This window comes from Serratia sp. CY81684 (genome assembly GCF_052166595.1).
Taxonomy (GTDB): domain Bacteria; phylum Pseudomonadota; class Gammaproteobacteria; order Enterobacterales; family Enterobacteriaceae; genus Serratia; species Serratia nematodiphila.
Genome location: NZ_JBJNOO010000001.1, coordinates 1,168,706 through 1,184,549 on the forward strand (window position 1 = coordinate 1,168,706; position 15,844 = coordinate 1,184,549).

The window sequence follows — 15,844 nt, forward strand, 5'->3', positions numbered from 1 at the left end:
CAGACCTGCATCAATTTGGCGCAGGAAATCAGAGAGTCGCCCTTTTGTTCGGCGCTAAATTTCGATAATAGAGAAGTCAGCCGCAGATTCTGCGGCTGACAAGAAAGGTGACAGTCAAGGTTTTAACGGTTATTGCAGGGCGGGCAGGGATAAGCCGAGAAAATGGGCTAAAGTGCTCACCAGCAGCTGGTGATCTTCCTTCTGCGGCGCGCCGGAAATGCTGATGCTGCCGACGCAGCCGAGGCCGGTCAGGGTGAGCGGGAAGGCGCCGCCGTGCACCGAATAGTCACGCACGCTCAGCCCGTAACGCTCCTCCAGCGACGTTTGCCGCTGCTGCAGGCGCAGGCCGATGGCGTAAGAGCTTTTGTGAAAATGGTTCACCAGATTGCGCTTGCGCCGCACCCAGTCGGCAATGTCCGGCGTTGCCCCCGGCATGGCGTAATAAAACAGCGTCTGCCCGGCAAGTTGGATCTCGATGGCGATGCTCAGGCCGCGCCGCTCGGCGGCGGTTTTCAGCGCCGCGCCCAGTTCCCAGGCGGTGGCGGCGTCAAAATGGGTAAAGGCCAGCGTCGCTTCCTGTTCGCTGAGCGCTTGCAGTTCATCGTCGATATTCATGCGGTTCTCCCCCGATAACACAACGCACAGAGTAGCCTGAAGCGGGCGTCGTGAGATAGACGGCTTGGCGATAAGATAGAACTGCTACTCTATTAATAGACTGTGTAAAATGGCCACCGCCGAAGCGGAGACGACAGGGATGCGTTATTCAACGTCTGCACATTACCCCCTGGCGATCCCGAGGAGCGCGCTGACTATTTATGACTTACATTGCGTCCATTTCTACCCTTTACAGCGACGCCTGCATCACCTACGCCACGCTGTCGATAAGCTATTTCCTTCTCAGCAAGAATGCCCCTTTTTCTTATCAATCCGCACTGTGGAAGCGCGTTGTTTTCGGCCTGCTGGCCGGGGTGGCGGTGCTGTATTTGAGCCAGGATCGGCTGGAGCTGACCGATAAGGTGCATTACAGCTTTGCGATGATCCCGATGATATTGGTGACGTTCTTCGGCGGCGGCGTCAGCGGGCTGGTGAGTTTTCTGTTCGCCATGATGCTGACCGGCGGTTTCACCGTCGATAACCTGTTCATCGCCTCGATCGTCGCGCCGCTGCTGTTGTCGCGCGTGTGGCTGAAAAAATCCCACCAGACGTTTTACCTGACGATCGGCATCATCGCGCTGTATCGCATCGCGGTGGTGTGGCTGCTGGTGGACATGAGCGGGCTGTGGCCGGATGTGTTGCTTTACCAGGCGGTTTCCGCGCTCTGTCTGGCGATTTGCTATCATGCGCTGAATTTCAAAGAGCGCCATATCTACGCCTATTTCGCGATGCGCGCGCGCGCCACCACCGACAGCCTGACCCACATCAACAACCGCGCCAGCGTCGATTATCAGCTGATGCTGCAGCGTGCCGAGCGCCGCCCGTGCGGGCTGATGATCCTCGATTTGGATAACTTCAAAAGCATCAACGATACCTACGGCCATCCGGCCGGTGACGTGCTGCTGGCCAGCGTCGGCCGGCTGCTGCAAAACAGCGTGCGCAATGAGGACTTCGTCGGGCGCTACGGTGGCGAGGAGTTTATGGTGATCACCGCCAGCTACGATCCGCAGGTCATCGGCGGGGTGGCGGAGCGCATTCGCAGCGCGGTTGAAAGCTCGACGTTCTTGCTGAATGCGCACGACGAAGCGCACATCACGCTGTCGATCGGCGTGTCGCTGTATCTGCCGGGCATGACGCTGGACAAGGCGATCGCCATGACCGACGAGGCCTTGTATGAGGCGAAGCGCAGCGGCAAAAACCGGGTGGTGACCAGCCGCGTGATGCAGCTGGCGCCGCTGGGCGCCGGATTCCCGCGCGAATAAGCCGCCCCCGCCGTCACGGCGGGGGCATTGGCTCAGACCGCCAGCGTGTGTTCGCGGAAGGCGTTCAGCAGCTCTTCGGTGAACGCCAGGCGTTTTTGGCGATCGGCCAGATCGAGCGTGAACTTCAGCTTGCTCGGGCCGTCCAGGCGGTAAACCTGCGGATTGCCCTGCAACAGGCCGATCAGATAACCCGGATCGACGCGGTTGTTGTCGCCGAACTCGATAAAGCCGCCGCGCTCGTTGCTCTCGATGCGTTTGATCCCCAGTTTCTGCGCGTGCAGGCGTAGCGCCGCGCACTGCAACAGATTGCGCGCCGCATCCGGCAGTTGACCGAAGCGGTCGATCAGCTCGACCTTCAGCTCGTCAAGCTCACCGTCGTTCTTCGCGCTGGCGATACGCTTATACAGCGACAGGCGGGTATTGACGTCGGGAATGAAATCTTCCGGCAGCAGCGCCGGCATGCGCAACTCTACCTCGGTCTGGTTGCTGGTGAGATCTTCCAGCGACGGTTCGCGGCCGTTTTTCAACGCGTCGACGGCGCTTTCCAGCAGCTCCATATAGAGCGAGAAGCCGACGGTGGTCATCTGGCCGCTCTGGTCTTCGCCCAGCAGTTCGCCGGCGCCGCGGATCTCCAGATCGTGAGTCGCCAGCGCGAAACCGGCACCGAGATCTTCCAGCGACGCGATGGCCTCGAGCCGTTTATGAGCGTCGGTGCCCATGGCTTTCGGGTTTGGCGTCAACAGATAGGCGTAAGCCTGATGGTGCGAACGCCCGACGCGGCCGCGCAGTTGGTGCAGCTGCGCCAGGCCGAAGCGATCGGCCCGCTCGATGATGATGGTGTTGGCGCTGGGGATATCGATGCCGGTTTCGATGATGGTCGTGCACACCAGCACGTTGAAGCGCTGGTGGTGGAAATCGTTCATCACCCGTTCCAGATCGCGTTCGCGCATCTGACCGTGACCGATGGCGATGCGCGCCTCCGGCACCAGCTCAGCCAGGCGTTGCGCCGCTTTCTCGATGTTTTCCACGTCGTTGTAGAGGTAGTAAACCTGGCCGCCGCGCAGCACTTCGCGCAGGATCGCCTCGCGCACCACCAGACTGTCGTATTCGCGCACGAAGGTCTTCACCGCCAGCCGGCGCGCCGGCGGAGTGGCGATGATCGACAGATCGCGCATGCCGCTCATCGCCATGTTCAGCGTACGCGGGATCGGCGTGGCGGTCAGCGTCAGGATATCGACGTCGGCGCGCATCGCTTTGATGCGTTCCTTGTGGCGCACGCCAAAGCGGTGTTCTTCATCGACGATCAGCAGCCCCAAATCCTTCCAGCGCAGATCGCTCTGCAGCAGTTTGTGCGTGCCGATGATGATGTCCACTTTGCCATCGGCCGCGTCGTCCAGCACCTGCTGCTGCTCTTTGGCGCTGCGGAAGCGCGACATCATCTCGATGCGGATCGGCCAGGTGGCGAAGCGATCGCGGAAGTTGTCGAAGTGCTGCTGCGCCAGCAGGGTGGTCGGCACCAGCACCGCCACCTGCTTGCCGTTTTCCACCGCCAGGAAGGCGGCGCGCATCGCCACTTCGGTTTTGCCGAAGCCGACGTCGCCGCACACCAGGCGGTCCATCGCCAGTGGCTGGCACATGTCGCTCAGCACCGCGTTTATCGCCTGTTCCTGGTCCGGCGTGGTTTCGAACGGGAAGGTCTGGCAGAACAGCTGGTACTGCTCGCGGTTATGCTTGAAGGCGAAACCGGCCTTGGCGGCGCGCTGGGCGTAGATATCCAGCAGCTCGGCCGCGACGTCGCGCACCCGTTCGGCCGCTTTTTGCCGCGCGCGTGTCCAGGCGTCGCCGCCCAGTTTGTGCAACGGAGCGTTTTCATCCGCGCCGCCGGCGTAGCGGCTGATCAGATGCAGCGAAGAAACCGGTACGTACAGCTTGTCCTCACCGGCGTAGGAGAGGATCAGGTATTCAGCCTTGATGCCGCCGGCTTCCAGCGTGGTCAGGCCGACATAGCGGCCAACGCCGTGCTCCAGGTGCACCACCGGCTGGCCGGGATGCAGCTCCGCCAGGTTGCGGATCAGGGTATCGGTGTTGATGGTGCGCCGGTTGTCCTGCCGGCGGCGGCTGACGCGTTCGCCGAGCAGATCGCTTTCGCAGATCAGTGCACGCTGGCGCAGGCCGTCGAGGAAGCCGTGTTCGGCGGCGCCGACCATCATGTAACGGCCCGCGGTTTCCGCCTGATCGAGACGCTGGATCAGCGCCGGCGCCAGCTTGATGCGGCCGAGCAGATCCTGCAGCGTTTCACGCCGCCCCTCGCTCTCGACGGAGAAAATCACGCTGCCGTCGAAGCCTTCGATAAAACGCCGCAGATTATCCAGCGGGGATTTATTCTGCGCCTGCACCGCCAGATCGGGCAGGGCATGGTAATCCAGATTGGTATTGCCGGCCTTGGCCGGCAGCTCATCGGTTTTCAGCGCGATGCGCGGCCAGGCTTTCAGCTCGCCGAACAGCGCGTCAACGCGCAGCCACAGCGTATCCGGCGCCAGCAGCGGGCGCATCGGATCGACGCGGCGGCTTTCGTAACGCTGGTTGACGTCCTGCCAGAAGCGCTCGGCGGCGCCCTCCAGATCGCCGGTATTGACGATCAGCGTATTGGCCGGCAGGTAGCTGAACAGCGACGGCAGCGGCTGGCTGAAGAACAGCGGCTGCCAGTATTCGATACCGGCGGGCCAGGCGCTTTTGCTGACCTGCTGATAGATGTGCTCGGCGTCGCGACGCACCTCAAACTGCTCGCGCCACTGGCTGCGGAACAGCTCGATGGCGTTCTTGTCGGTGGGGAACTCGTGGGCCGGCAACAGATTGATGGCCTCGACTTCGCTCAGCGTGCGCTGGGTATCGACGTCGAAGATGCGCAGGCTGTCGATTTCGTCATCGAAGAAGTCGATGCGGTAAGGCTCATCGCTGCCCATCGGGTAAAGATCGAGCAATGCGCCGCGGGTGGCGAATTCGCCATGCTCCATCACCTGATCGACACTGCGGTAACCGGCCTGTTCCAGCTGCGCGCGCAGCTTATCGCGCGACAGGCGCTGGCCTTTCTTCATCACCAGCGCGTGGCCGTGCAGGAATTCGTGCGGGCAGACGCGCTGCATCAGGGTGTTGACCGGCAGAATGATCACGCCGCGCGCCATGGTCGGCAGGTGATACAGGCTCGACAAACGATCCGAGATGATTTCCTGATGCGGCGAGAAGCTGTCGTACGGCAGGGTTTCCCAGTCGGACAGTGTGGTCACCATCTGATCGGTGAACTGCTGGATCTCGTCGCGCAGCCGCAGGGCGTTTTGCATATCCGGCGCGATCAGCATCACCGGGCCAGGGTGGCGCTCGACGATCTCGGCGCACTCCACGGCGCAGGCCGCGCCGGTCAGTTGCCCCAGCTGGCGCAGATCGCCCGCGCGATCGGGCAGAGAATAACGAGGGGATGAAGAACGGTTACGGCTATCGGAAGTGCTCATTCAGGTATCTTTAATCAATGTGTTAGAGGGCGTCCCGGCACGGATAACCCAGCGCTTTTATGCTGTTTATAGTAGCCCAGCGGCCGGCAAACTGACACAGCAAAAAGCGCTGTCCATCGCTTTTTTGCCGGTTATTTAACCGGTTAACGCCGTCGATTTTTTGCAGCGACGGGTAAATCTTGCGCTAATCCGCCGCCACCGCTCTCGTCTGCGCCACGCAATAAAAGGCCGTCGGGTGTTCCCTAAACGAGGGAGAGCCTTTATTATCCATGATCACTTTGCTTAAGCCACGGCTATCAAACGGATTTCATGTATCAACCTGTCGCGTTATTCATTGGCCTGCGCTACATGCGCGGGCGAGCCTCAGACCGCTTCGGGCGGTTTGTTTCCTGGCTTTCCACCATCGGCATTACGCTGGGGGTGATGGCGTTGGTCACCGTGCTGTCGGTGATGAACGGATTCGAAAAGGATCTGGAAAACAACATTCTCGGCCTGATGCCGCAGGCGTTGGTCACCAGTCCGCAAGGATCGGTCAACCCGCAGCAGCTGCCGGCCTCCGAGGTGCAGAAGCTGCAGGGCGTCACGCGCGTCGCGCCGCTGACCACCGGTGACGTAGTGCTGCAAAGCGCCCGCAGCGTGGCGGTCGGGGTGATGCTCGGCGTCAATCCCGACGAGGCCGATCCGCTGACCCCGTATCTGGTCAACGTCAAGCAACAGCAGCTGCAGCCGGGCCAGTACAACATCATCATCGGCGAACAGCTGGCGGGGCAACTTGGCGTCAAGCGCGGCGATTCGCTGCGCGTGATGGTGCCGAGCGCCAGCCAGTTTACGCCAATGGGCCGCATTCCCAGCCAGCGCCTGTTCACTCTCATCGGCACCTTCCACGCCAACAGCGAGGTGGACGGCTATCAGCTGCTGGTCAACCAACAGGACGCTTCGCGCCTGATGCGTTACCCGGCCGGCAACATCACCGGCTGGCGCCTGTTCCTGCAACAGCCGCTGACGGTCGATACCCTCAGCCAACAGGCGCTGCCGGCGGGCACCGTCTGGAAAGACTGGCGCGATCGCAAGGGCGAGCTGTTCCAGGCGGTGCGCATGGAGAAGAACATGATGGGGCTGCTGCTCAGCCTGATCGTGGCGGTGGCGGCGTTTAACATCATCACCTCGCTCGGCCTGCTGGTGATGGAGAAGCAGGGCGAAGTCGCCATTCTGCAGACTCAGGGGCTGACCCGCCGCCAGATCATGTCGGTATTTATGGTGCAGGGCGCCAGCGCCGGCATCATCGGTTCGCTGCTCGGCACGCTGCTCGGCGTGCTGCTGGCTACCAATCTGAACAATCTGATGCCGATCCTCGGCGCCTTGATCGACGGCGCTTCGCTGCCGGTGGCGGTCGATCCGCTGCAGGTGACGATCATCGCCGTGGTGGCGATGGCGGTTTCTCTGTTGTCCACGCTCTATCCTTCATGGCGCGCTGCCGCCGTACAACCCGCTGAGGCTTTACGTTATGAGTAACCATCTTTTGCTGCAGTGTGACAACCTGTGCAAGACCTATCAGGAAGGCAATCTGCACACCGACGTGCTGCGCAACGTCAGCTTTGCCATGCAGCAGGGCGAGATGATGGCGATCGTCGGCAGCTCGGGTTCCGGCAAGAGCACCCTGTTGCACCTGCTGGGCGGGCTGGACTCGCCGACCTCCGGCGAGGTGATCTTCAAGGGCGAATCGCTGAACGCCATGTCTTCGGCGGCCAAGGCCGAGCTGCGCAACCGCCAGCTGGGCTTCATCTATCAGTTCCACCATCTGTTGCCGGACTTCACCGCACTGGAAAACGCCGCCATGCCGCTCTTGATCGGCGGCGCCAAGCCGGCGCAGGCGCAGGAGAAGGCGCGGGAGATGCTGGCGGCGGTCGGGCTGGAAAAACGCAGCAAGCACCGCCCGTCCGAGCTCTCCGGCGGCGAACGTCAGCGCGTGGCGATCGCGCGCGCGTTGGTCAACAACCCGGCGTTGGTGCTGGCGGACGAACCGACCGGTAACCTGGATAAACGCACCGCGGACAGCATCTTCGATCTGCTGGGTGAGTTGAACGTGCGCCAGGGCACCGCTTTCCTGGTGGTGACGCACGATCTGCAGCTGGCCAAGCGCCTGAGCCGCCAGCTGGAAATGGCCGACGGCCACCTGCAGGCGCAGCTGACCCTGATGGGGGCCGAGTAATGGCGGGAGCCTCACTGTCCTTCCTGACGGCCCTGCGTTTCAGCCGCGGCCGTAAACGCGGCGGCATGGTGTCGCTGATCTCGGTCATCTCCACCATCGGCATTGCGCTGGGGGTGGCGGTGCTGATCGTCGGGCTGAGCGCGATGAACGGCTTTGAGCGCGAGCTGAAGAACCGCATTCTGGCGGTGGTGCCGCACGGCGAGCTTGAGCCGGTCAATCAGCCGTTCAGCGGCTGGCCGTCGATTCTGCAGCGGGTGGAAAAGGTGCCGGGTATCTTGGCCGCCGCGCCGTACATTAACTTTACCGGCCTGATGGAAAACGGCGCGCAGCTGCGCGCGGTGGAAGTCAAAGGCGTGGATCCGCAGCAGGAGAGCCGGCTGAGCGCGCTGCCGCAGTATGTGCAGGGCGACGCCTGGGCCAACTTCAAGCCCGGCGAGCAGCAGGTGATCCTCGGCAAGGGCGTGGCCGACGCGCTGGGCGTCAAGCAGGGCGCCTATGTCACGGTGATGATCCCCAACAGCGACCCGGAGATGAAGCTGCTGCAGCCGAAGCGCATTCGCCTGCATGTGACCGGCATTTTGCAGCTCAGCGGCCAGCTCGATCACAGCCTGGCGCTGGTGCCGCTGGCCGACGCGCAGCAGTATCTCGACATGGGTGACAGCGTCACGGGTATCGCGCTCAAGATGAACGACGTGTTCGCCGCCAACAAACTGGTGCGCGACGCCGGCGAAGTGACCAATTCTTATATCTACATCAAAAGCTGGATCGGCAAGTACGGCTACATGTACCGCGACATCCAGATGATCCGCGCCATCATGTATCTGGCGATGGTGCTGGTGATCGGCGTGGCCTGCTTCAATATCGTCTCCACGCTGGTGATGGCGGTGAAAGACAAAAGCGCCGACATCGCCGTGCTGCGCACCCTGGGTGCTAAAGACGGCTTTATTCGCGCCATCTTCATCTGGTACGGGCTGTTGGCCGGGCTGCTGGGCAGCCTGAGCGGCGTGGTGATCGGGGTGATCGCCTCGCTGCAGCTGACCAACATCATCCGCGGCATCGAGAAACTGGTCGGTCATTCCTTCCTGTCGGGCGATATCTACTTCATCGACTTCCTGCCTTCCGAGCTGCACTGGCTGGACGTGCTGATCGTACTGGCGACCGCCATCGTGCTGAGCCTGTTGGCCAGTTGGTATCCGGCGAGGCGCGCCAGCCGCATCGATCCGGCGCGGGTGCTGAGCGGACAATAACACCGACGGGGAGGCAGCGATGCCGCCCCGTTTTTTTAGCCTGGGGATGGGTTATGTACTACGGTTTCGATATGGGCGGCACCAAGATTGAGCTGGGGGTGTTCGACGGCAACCTGCAGCGCATTTGGCAAAAGCGGGTGCCGACGCCGCGTGAAGACTACCGGCAACTGCTGGCCACGCTGTGCGATCTGACCCTTGAGGCGGATGCGTTTTGCGGCCGGCGCGGCAGCGTCGGCATCGGCATACCGGGCCTGCCCAACGACGATGACGGCACGTTGTTTACCGCCAACGTGCCGGCGGCGATGGGGCGGCCGCTGCCGCGCGATCTGGCGGCGCTGATCGGGCGCGAGGTGCGCGTCGATAACGATGCCAACTGCTTTGCGCTGTCGGAAGCCTGGGACGACGAGTTCCGCCGCTACCCGACGGTGCTGGGCATCATCCTCGGCACCGGCGTGGGCGGCGGTCTGATCGTCGATGGCAAGACGGTGCCTGGGCGCAACTATATCGCCGGCGAGTTCGGCCATTTGCGCCTGCCGGTGGACGCGCTCGAGGTGCTGGGGCGTGATGTGCCTCGCGTTGCCTGCGGGTGCGGCCATCAGGGTTGCATTGAAAATTACATATCGGGCCGCGGTTTCGAATGGATGTACGCCCATTTCTATGGCCGGCGCTTGCCTGCCACCGAGATCATTGCGCATTATCAGGCGGGCGAGCCGCAGGCGGTGGCTCACGTCGACCGCTTTATGGACGTGCTGGCGATCTGCCTGGGTAACCTGCTGACGGTGCTGGATCCGCATCTGGTGGTGATCGGCGGCGGGCTGTCGAATTTCGACGCCATTTACCAGGCGTTGCCGCAGCGGCTGCCGGCGCACCTGTTGCGGGTGGCCCGGCTGCCGCGCATCGAGAAGGCGCGCTATGGCGACGCCGGCGGCGTGCGCGGCGCGGCGTTCCTCAATTTGGCGCGCCCAACGTAATGGGCGTTGAGGCCGGGCGTGAATGTAGGCAGCCCACCACGCCTCAACGTCCAGTAAGAAGGGTAAACAGGGAAAAGTAAGGAGAGAGTTAATGCACACTCGCCATCGGCTGTGTCAGTTTCGCAAGAGTAAGCATGTGCTGCATCAGCGCTTTCGTTCACGCATTTTTCACCGTGACACCATGGCGGCGGCCGAGCTGAAAAAGCCGTTTGTGGTGGTGTTGACCGGGGCCGGCATTTCGGCCGAGTCGGGCATTCGCACCTTCCGCGCCGCGGATGGGCTGTGGGAAGAGCACCGGGTGGAGGACGTCGCCACGCCGGAAGGTTTTCAGCGCGATCCGGCGCTGGTGCAGGCGTTTTACAACGAACGCCGCCGCCAGCTGCAGACGGAGGAGATCGCCCCGAACGCCGCGCACCGCGCGTTGGCGGATTTGGAAGAGTGGTTGGGGGACAACTTCCTGCTGGTCACGCAAAACATTGATAACCTGCATGAGCGCGCCGGCAGCAAGCGGGTGCTGCACATGCACGGCGAACTGCTGAAGGTGCGTTGCACCCAGTCGGGGCAGGTGTTCGAATGGCCCGGCGATCTCAGCGTTGACGATCGTTGCCATTGCTGCCAGTTCCCGGCGCCGCTGCGGCCGCACGTGGTGTGGTTCGGTGAGATGCCGCTGGGCATGGACGACATCTACCAGGCGCTGAGCAAGGCCGATTTCTTCGTCGCCATCGGCACCTCCGGCCATGTCTATCCGGCGGCCGGCTTCGTGCATGAGGCGCGGCTGGGCGGCGCTTACGCCATGGAGCTGAACCTGGAACCGAGCCAGGTAGAGAGCCAGTTCGATGAGAAACACTACGGTCTGGCCAGCGAAGTGGTGCCGCGTTTTGTGCACAAGTTCCTGGTGGGCAAGGTGGCGCGGGCCGACCAGCCCTGAGAAAGGCATCAGGGCGCAATGCGCCCTGATGGGATGGCGGGCGTATTAGCGCCCGGCTTTCAGCTTTTGGAAGTAGCTTTCGTACAGCGTGCTGGCGTCGCCGACGTCGTTTTGCCACTCGCCGTGCTCAATCACCGCCTTATCCGGGTAGAGCGACTTGTCGTTGGCGATCTCCGGCGACAGCAGCTTCTTCGCCGCCAGGTTCGGCGTCGGGTAACCGATGGTCTCCGCCACCTGCACCGCGATTTCCGGCCGCAGCAGGAAATCGATCAGCTTCAGCGCCCCTTCGACGTTGCGCGCGTTGGCCGGAATGGCCAGGCTGTCCATCCAGAAGATCCCGCCTTCCTTCGGCCAGACGATCTCCAGCGGCGTGCCGGCCTGGCGCGCCACAAAGGCCGAGCCGTTCCACACCATGCCGACGTTGACTTCCCCTTCCATAAACGGGTTTCCCGGGTTGTCGGAGTTGAAGGCCAGCACGTTCGGCATCAATTTCTGCAGTTCGTGGTAGGCGGCTTCGATCTCTTTCGGGTCAGTGGTGTTGCCGGAATAACCCAGCTTGAGCAGCGCCATCTGGAACACTTCACGCGCGTCGTCGGTCAGCAGCAGGCGGCCTTTGTACTGCGGTTGCCACAGATCGGCCCAGGAGGTGACGGTGGACGGATCCTGCGCGTCGCTGTTGACGCCGATGGCGGTAGCGCCCCAGATGTAAGGAATGGAATAGTCGTTGTTGGGATCGAACGGCTTGTTCAGCAGGGTGGGATCGAGATCCTTGAAGTGGCTGAGCTTGCTCTTGTCGATTTTTTGCAGCATGCCTTCCTTGCTCATCTTGGCGATGAAGTAGGTGGAAGGCACCACCAGATCGTACGCGCCGTCCTTGTAGGTCTTCAGCTTGGCGTACATGCTTTCGTTGGATTCATAGGTGGAATAGATCACCTTGATGCCGGTTTCTTTGGTGAACTGCTCCAGCAGCCCCGGCGGGACGTATTCAGTCCAGTTATAGAAGTACAGCGTTTTGCCGTCAGAGGCGTTTGCAGAGCAGAAACTCAGCGCCATCATCCCGGCTGCGAGCAGATGTGACCACTTTTTCATGCAGCGTATCCTTCAGCAGTAGTGAGCCGAACCCGTATGGGCTGCCGTTTTCGGCCGCGCCATACCCCAGAAAGGGGCCATTATAGGGGGCGGGGCGGGGTGGGTAAAGGCGGTTATCCCGCTGGCAAATCAAGGGGTTCAGCGCCTTAAAGCGCATCACAATTTGTGTGTCTCGCGCTGGACAGGCGGTGAAGCGCGTGCGAAACAATAATTTTGGCGAATAAACGAGGGCAGCGATGAATTTCAAACAGGTCTTCAGCCAGGCTGAGCTCAGCAAGACGGATCTGACGATTTTGCACTGCATTCTCGACAACCCGGACGCCTGCATCGACGACGGCATCCGTGCGGTGTCCGCACGCTGCTACAGTTCACCCTCGACGCTGGTGCGGCTGGCTAAAAAGCTGGGCTTTCGCGGCTATCTCGAACTGGTCTATTTCATCAAGTTCAACCTGACGATGGCGCCGGCCTACCAGGCGGAACGCGCTACGTCGGCGGCACCGCCGGCCCAGCAGGCGCAGTTTCTCGATCTGCTAGACAACGGCAAGATCCTGATCCACGGCAGCGGTTTTTCGCAGCTGGTGGCTCAATATATGTACAACAAGTTTATGACGCTGGGTGTAGACAGTTATCTGTCGCTGTGGCCGGATTTCGACATTCTTGACCGTGAGACGCGCTTTCGCTTCGACATGGTGATCGTGATTTCAAAGTCGGGCAACAGCGGCTCGGCGCTGAGCTGGAGCGAGGCGGTGAAGCGTAACCGCATTCTGCTGGCGGCCTTCTGCGGCGACGGCGGCAGCCCGCTGGCGCAGCAGGCCGACATGACCTTTCTGTTTGAGGACCGGCAAAAATACGATCACGATATCTACTATCCCAACCCGTTTTTCGGCCACTGTCTGTTGGGATTCGAGAATGTGATCACCGCCTGGTTTGAACGTCGCGGCCGCTGACGGCCGCACCGTTTAGCGCCAGTGCCCGGCATACGCGCGGTGGGCCTGCAGGTACTCCTCCACCAGCGTTTTCGCCAGCGAGTAGGAGTTGACCAGCGGGTGCACCATCAGCGCCTTGATGGCCAGTTGGCGGTTGCCGGTCAGGATCGCCGCCACCGCCAGCCGTTCGTACTCTTTCACCTGCGAAATCAGGTTTTTCTGGGTGTCGGGAATATCGCGCATTTTGACTGGCTGAATGCCGGCGCTGCTCAATTCGCAGCTGATTTCGATCACGTCATCCGGGTGCAGAAAATCGAGCGTGTCGCGGTTTTGCATCGACACCACCACGCGTTTTTGCCGGCCGCTGTTGACCGCCTCCAGAATGTCGATCGCCACCCCGGCATAGCCGCCGCTGTCCGGCTGCTCGATAAACTGTTGTAGCGTCAGCATCTCGCGCGTTTTCACCTTGCCCTGGTTGGACTCGCGCTGCATGTAGGAGTTTTCGCGCTGCAGATAATGGCTGAAATAGACAGAGAAGGCGTGTTCCAACTGGTGGGGGATGTCCAGCACGCCTAACTCTGACAGCATTTGGCGGTTGATCGCCGCGATTTGTTCGCCGCGGGTCTCGCCGCCCGCGACGATGGCGGCGATCGCCTGCTCACGATAGTAGTAATAATAGAGATACTCGTTGAGCATCAAATTGTCCGACAGCGCCACCAACTCCGGCGAGAAGTATTTCATGCAGGTATCACGATACAGGCGCGGATCCGCCAGCAACCGCTCCGTGACCGGTTCGCCGTTGACGCGCGCATTGCGGAACCAGGAAAGATGGTTGAGGCCGAAGCAGTCGACGCTCAGTTGGTCTTCGCGGCAGCCCAGCAGCTCGGCCAGTTCGCGGATAAACTCGCTGGGGGCGTCGCAGATGCCGTAGACCCGGCGCTGGAAGCCGGATTTGATGATCGCCTCGGTCACCATGCCGGAAGGATTGGTGAAGTTGAACAGGACCGCGTCCGGTGAGGAAACCTGTTCGATCATGCGGCAATAGTCGAGGATCGCCGGAATCGAACGCATTGCCATGGCGAAGCCGCCGGCGCCGGTAGTTTCTTGCCCGAGCAACTGGTGATTGAGCGCGATGCGCTCGTCATGGATGCGGCCTTCCTCGCCGCCGATGCGCAGGGTAGTGATGATGTAGTCGGCGCCTTGCAGCGCCTGGCGCGGATCGCTGCTGAGGCTGAAAGCAATGTCGCTGCGAATGCGCTGGAATACGCCCCGCGCGAGGGCGCCATAGATCGCCAGATGGCGCTCATCGGTATCCATAAACACCACTTCGGTAATGCCGATGCGATGGGCGTTATAGGCGATGGATTTGGCGAGGAACGGGGAACGCACGCCGCCGCCGCCGAGAACGGTTAATTTCATTCGATATCTCCCATTAATAAAGCGTTAGAGTGTCGCTAAATATTTTTCTACCTGATTTTTGACCTTGCCGACCGTGACGCCGTAAATTACCTGCACTTCACGGCGATTCTTCACTACGCCTTTGGCGCCGGTGCTTTTTAACGCGGCTTCATCCACCCGCGTCATATCCTTTAATTCCACCCGCAGTCGGGTAAAACAGTTATCGACGGAAATAATGTTTTCCTTGCCGCCCAGCGCGCGAATAATGATGCCGCTCGGCTCGTCCGGGGTATTTTTGCGGTTCCGGTAATCCTGTTTGGAATAGAGTCTGACGTCCTGATCATCTTCACGACCCGGCGTCTTCAGATTGAGCTTCAGCACCAGCGTTTTGAACACCAGGTAATACACCGCAAACTGCACCAGGCCGATGACCACGTACAGCGGCCAGCGGGTGAGGGAAACCGGCAGCGGCAGGTTATAGGCCAGGAACTCGACCAGCCCGCTGGCGCCCCAGGGGCGCACCTGCAACAGGTTGCAGACCACCTGCGACAGCGCGGTCAACACGGCGTGGATCACCCACAGCAGCGGAGAGATAAACAGGAAGGTGAACTCTATCGGCTCGGTGATGCCGACCAGGATCGAGGTGGTGATGGCCGGGATTAGAATCGCCTTGGCCAGCATTTTCTTTTCCGGCTTGGCGGTGTGATAGAAAGCCAATGCCGCGCCCGACAGGCCGAAGATGGTCACCATCCCTTGCTGCGAGAAGCGCAGCGCTTCGTTCATCAGCGGCGAGATGCTCGGGTCGCGCATATAGGCCAGGAAAATCGCCTGCGAGCCGGAGACGGTCTGGCCGTCCTGCACGATCGAACCGCCGATGCTGGTGAGCTGGAATGGCGACCAGATAAAGTGGTGCAGCCCGGTAGGGATCAGGAATTTCTCAAAGAAGCCGTAGACGAATACCCCGAGCGAGCCGGCGCTTTTCATAAAGCCGGTCAGCGCGATCAGGCCCTGTGAGATCGCCGGCCATAGGTAGCTGAAGGCGACGGCGTACAGCATGATGATCGGCGTCATGGCAATCAGCACCAGCTTGGCGCCGCCGTAGACCGAGAACACGCCGTTGAGTTCGACGTTGCACAGGCGGTTATGCACCCAGGCGATGGTGACGCCGAGGATAAGACCGAGGAAAATGCCCATATCCACCACGGTAAAACCCAGCAACTCCGTCTGCCCGGTGCCGTAATATTCGCCGTTGATCTTGGCCGCGACATGGCCGCTGAATTGCAGATAAGAGGCGTTGGCGCCGAGGAACATGATAAAGCACATCACGGCGACCAGCGCCGCTTCGCTTTTCTTGTCTTTGGCCAGACCGTAGGTAATGCCGATGCAGAAAATCAGCCCGAGGTTGCCGAATAATGGCCAGAAGGTATCGCCGATCATTTTACCGATAGAGAAGACGGCGGAATGTTCATTGATTAATGTGGCATTGGTGAGAATAGAACTGAGCGCCAGAATCAGACCGATTACCGGCAGGAAAAATATCGGCCCCATCATGGCTTTGGAGAAAAGCTGCAGCTTGCTTAAGATATTATCGATAATACCTTTCATGGCAGTTCCTTTTTATATTTTAATGGATGACGACGTTGCTGAATAAACT

General features: G+C 60.9%; 13 protein-coding genes. 7 read left to right on the forward strand and 6 right to left on the reverse strand.

The features are described 5' to 3' along the window. Nucleotides 1-129: 129 nt before the first annotated feature. Entirely contained in the window at nt 130-615 is a 486-nt protein-coding gene (locus ACJ8QF_RS05815) for a heme-degrading domain-containing protein (protein ID WP_004941092.1), read from the reverse strand. A gap of 200 nt (nt 616-815) precedes the next feature. Between ACJ8QF_RS05815 and ACJ8QF_RS05820 the strand changes: the two genes are divergently transcribed. Then, complete coding sequence (locus ACJ8QF_RS05820; RefSeq protein WP_004941095.1) at nt 816-1,916, forward strand: GGDEF domain-containing protein; 1,101 nt, start codon at nt 816-818, stop codon at nt 1,914-1,916. A 32-nt stretch (nt 1,917-1,948) separates the two neighbouring features. Here ACJ8QF_RS05820 and mfd read toward each other — a convergent pair whose 3' ends face one another. Then, nucleotides 1,949-5,422, reverse strand: a complete 3,474-nt coding sequence (gene mfd, locus ACJ8QF_RS05825; RefSeq protein WP_280630644.1) for a transcription-repair coupling factor — start codon at nt 5,420-5,422, stop codon at nt 1,949-1,951. 309 nt (nt 5,423-5,731) lie between these two features. Here mfd and lolC point away from each other — a divergent pair, with 309 nt between their 5' ends. The 5 genes from lolC to cobB all read left to right on the forward strand — a co-directional run bounded on the left by lolC (nt 5,732) and on the right by cobB (nt 10,777). Beyond that, the gene (lolC, locus tag ACJ8QF_RS05830; protein ID WP_004941116.1) at nt 5,732-6,934 is read left to right on the forward strand and encodes a lipoprotein-releasing ABC transporter permease subunit LolC; all 1,203 of its coding nucleotides are present in this window, start codon (nt 5,732-5,734) and stop codon (nt 6,932-6,934) included. Continuing rightward, the gene (lolD, locus tag ACJ8QF_RS05835; RefSeq protein ID WP_004941120.1) at nt 6,927-7,631 is read left to right on the forward strand and encodes a lipoprotein-releasing ABC transporter ATP-binding protein LolD; all 705 of its coding nucleotides are present in this window, start codon (nt 6,927-6,929) and stop codon (nt 7,629-7,631) included. The genes lolC and lolD overlap by 8 nt, the downstream gene beginning before the upstream one ends. Continuing rightward, the gene (lolE, locus tag ACJ8QF_RS05840; protein ID WP_015377581.1) at nt 7,631-8,878 is read left to right on the forward strand and encodes a lipoprotein-releasing ABC transporter permease subunit LolE; all 1,248 of its coding nucleotides are present in this window, start codon (nt 7,631-7,633) and stop codon (nt 8,876-8,878) included. Before lolD ends, lolE begins: the two co-directional genes overlap by 1 nt. 53 nt (nt 8,879-8,931) lie before the next feature. Further along, nucleotides 8,932-9,849, forward strand: a complete 918-nt coding sequence (gene nagK / locus ACJ8QF_RS05845; protein ID WP_004941127.1) for an N-acetylglucosamine kinase — start codon at nt 8,932-8,934, stop codon at nt 9,847-9,849. Nucleotides 9,850-9,940: 91 nt separating this feature from the next. Then, complete coding sequence (gene cobB, locus ACJ8QF_RS05850) at nt 9,941-10,777, forward strand: Sir2 family NAD+-dependent deacetylase (RefSeq protein ID WP_004941131.1); 837 nt, start codon at nt 9,941-9,943, stop codon at nt 10,775-10,777. A 45-nt stretch (nt 10,778-10,822) separates the two neighbouring features. On the opposite strand, the gene potD is transcribed toward cobB, so the two are convergent. Beyond that, nucleotides 10,823-11,866 (reverse strand): spermidine/putrescine ABC transporter substrate-binding protein PotD, encoded by a 1,044-nt coding sequence (gene potD / locus ACJ8QF_RS05855; protein WP_015377584.1) that lies wholly within the window; start codon nt 11,864-11,866, stop codon nt 10,823-10,825. Then, entirely contained in the window at nt 11,796-12,113 is a 318-nt protein-coding gene (locus ACJ8QF_RS05860) for a hypothetical protein (protein WP_131164325.1), read from the reverse strand. The genes potD and ACJ8QF_RS05860 overlap by 71 nt, the downstream gene beginning before the upstream one ends. Between ACJ8QF_RS05860 and ACJ8QF_RS05865 the strand changes: the two genes are divergently transcribed. Continuing rightward, entirely contained in the window at nt 12,103-12,813 is a 711-nt protein-coding gene (locus ACJ8QF_RS05865; RefSeq protein ID WP_004941137.1) for a MurR/RpiR family transcriptional regulator, read from the forward strand. The genes ACJ8QF_RS05860 and ACJ8QF_RS05865 overlap by 11 nt on opposite strands. A gap of 12 nt (nt 12,814-12,825) precedes the next feature. Here the strand turns inward: ACJ8QF_RS05865 and ACJ8QF_RS05870 are convergent, their stop codons facing one another. Beyond that, nucleotides 12,826-14,211: a family 4 glycosyl hydrolase gene (locus ACJ8QF_RS05870; protein ID WP_442537349.1), complete on the reverse strand. Its 1,386-nt coding sequence runs from the start codon at nt 14,209-14,211 to the stop codon at nt 12,826-12,828. 24 nt (nt 14,212-14,235) lie between these two features. Then, on the reverse strand, nt 14,236-15,795 hold the full coding sequence (locus tag ACJ8QF_RS05875) for a PTS transporter subunit EIIC (protein ID WP_004941144.1): 1,560 nt from the start codon (nt 15,793-15,795) through the stop codon (nt 14,236-14,238). Nucleotides 15,796-15,844 lie beyond the last annotated feature (49 nt).